Origin of the sequence: Vibrio sp. 10N.222.49.A3 (genome assembly GCF_041475145.1) — a bacterium.
GTDB classification, from domain to species: domain Bacteria; phylum Pseudomonadota; class Gammaproteobacteria; order Enterobacterales; family Vibrionaceae; genus Vibrio; species Vibrio tasmaniensis_A.
In genome coordinates this window covers 1-2,002 of record NZ_JBFRVM010000091.1, presented here as the reverse complement: position 1 = coordinate 2,002, position 2,002 = coordinate 1, and the positions used below count along the sequence as shown (strand labels likewise).

The window sequence follows — 2,002 nt, the reverse complement described above, 5'->3', positions numbered from 1 at the left end:
ATTGCCCTTGGTAAGCCGTCGGGGTTGAGACGTTGGCGTTGTACCCTGAGTTATCAAAAAAGCGGGCCAGCGAGTGGTTGGTGTCGGCGTGACTTACGCCTGATAAGCTGATGAGAAATAAAGGAATAACTCGCTTATTCACCGCAACGGTGGACAAGTGGTGGAAAAGTGATCGCTTCATTGGAGAGCCTCCTGCACTCGCGGATCGTTAAGGGCGTTCTGAATGCTTTGGGCAAGCGTGCTTTCTGGTACGTCTCCAATGCTCAGACGTGAGAACTTACGGCTGTTCACGTTCATTAAGAAGGTCGCAGGCATGACCGTTTTTCCCTGGCCTGGGAAAAAGGTTTTGCCTATCTCTGGTGTGACAGGAATAGGGACCTCAAACCCTGAAATACCCGGTCCATCGACCGAGAAGGCGTAAACCGGTAATTGAAATCGCTCGCCAAGGCGAGTGATTTTAGGCGCGGTCTTATGGCAGTACGGGCAGGTGCTTTCAAAAAAGAACACCAGGGCATATTGGTTTTGCATGGCCGCGTGGGCGCTGGCGGCATGAAGCAAAAAAGCCAGCATAAGGGTACGAAGAAATGGCATAGCGCCTCCTGACGTTTTAGGGTAAAAGAAGAGTGAACATCATTTAAGAGAACGGTCTGGACGAAGTTGGGTGTGTTGTATCAAACGTTACAGACTTGCCATACTGGCTCTGTTTATGGCGTTTGGTGGTTTTATACGGATTGATTCGCTTTAAAAATCCGATTGCTCAAAGTCGGTGGCGACGTTGTAAAAGCGTCCAATTAAATCATTTTGGCTTATCCAGCCGTACGCCAATGGCTTCATCTCTCCAGTGCCGGGATGCACCAAAATCAAGGCGGGGGTGAAAGGCACCGAGACTTTGCCTTGGTTGTGGCGGTTTGCTTTGAGGTGAGTGATGAAGGTGTCATCATTACTGATGCCCAATAATTCAAAATGGTATTGGTCAGCAAACGCTTGAATGGATGGGGCGAGTTGCTGGCTGAGCGCATCTTTTCCTTCATAGATAAAGAAAAAGCCCCATCCGTCTTGCTTCATCTTTTCAACCGCTTCGGTTTTCTTCTTATCCTCTAGTGCTAAATACACCTGTCTTGCCGCTTGCTCGGTCGGATGGTCTTTGGTGTAAGAAAACTCAGGTCTTTCGAGCAGCAGGGCTTTGAAGGTCATGCCTAATTGGTCGGTTTGGTCCGTGATAAAATGATTCAACGCTAAAAATCTCGCTAACTTGTCTTTATCTTTAGGGTGAAGGACGGCATCGTTTTGCGCTTCGATATGCACCGAGTGAAACCAGGCCATTTGTTCGGTCGCCGATAACGTTTTAGGGCTTGAGACAGTCGTTTGAGTGTTATTTGGCAGTGGCTTTGGTTTGGGTTTGTCGGGCCTTGCTTTTGGTTCGTTGTACCATCGCCACCCTGGAGGAGGTTCCTGAGCAAGAGCGGGATGGAGGTGAGCAAGCAGCGTTAGGGTAATGACGTAAAGCCATGTTTTTTTCATCATCATAGGCCTTGGTTAAGTGCGGCAAAGCGATTAAGAGGTTACACACTTGGGTCTTTCGCGTAAGTGGCGCATCTGCTGTGGTGATGGATTGCGCAGCGTGAGTAAGTACTGAAGGTATTTATCGTGCAGCAAAGCGTGGTGTTTCGACCACATACCTTACTCACTACTAAAGTAGTGAGTCTGTTTCTCAATGTTTTCTATCAGCTCTCGATATTCATCCAGCCTTTTCGTGATGTCGGGATAGTGGTCTAGCTGTTTGATGTGTATCACATCACTTGGAATGAGGCGTAAAAGCGTCAAGGTGTTGAGTAAAAAATTTTGAAGGGGTTTGATAAGCATAACGATGTCCTTCTTGAGCATTGAGGTGTGTATGTCATGGTGTGCCGTTGGTATAGAGCCGCCTGTTATCCGCCCGTGGCACTTTGAAGTCGTTGCTTGATTTCATCAAAGTTGGGGAGCTTGGTGTTGGCACGCATTT

General features: G+C 48.1%; 3 protein-coding genes and 1 pseudogene. All 4 read right to left on the bottom strand.

Annotated features, from left to right (window positions below; all coding sequences use genetic code 11):
* A pseudogene (locus AB4589_RS16715) lies at positions 1–181 on the bottom strand (conjugal transfer protein TraH); the annotation flags it as partial.
* Complete coding sequence (gene trbB, locus AB4589_RS16710) at positions 178–591, bottom strand: type-F conjugative transfer system pilin assembly thiol-disulfide isomerase TrbB (RefSeq protein WP_371708738.1); 414 nt, start codon at positions 589–591, stop codon at positions 178–180. The gene trbB and the pseudogene AB4589_RS16715, both read right to left, overlap by 4 nt.
* Positions 592–741: 150 nt before the next feature.
* Positions 742–1,527, bottom strand: a complete 786-nt coding sequence (gene traF / locus AB4589_RS16705) for a type-F conjugative transfer system pilin assembly protein TraF (RefSeq protein WP_102556741.1) — start codon at positions 1,525–1,527, stop codon at positions 742–744.
* A 153-nt stretch (positions 1,528–1,680) separates the two neighbouring features.
* Entirely contained in the window at positions 1,681–1,863 is a 183-nt protein-coding gene (locus AB4589_RS16700; RefSeq protein ID WP_017096425.1) for a hypothetical protein, read from the bottom strand.
* Between the last annotated feature and the right edge of the window lie 139 nt (positions 1,864–2,002).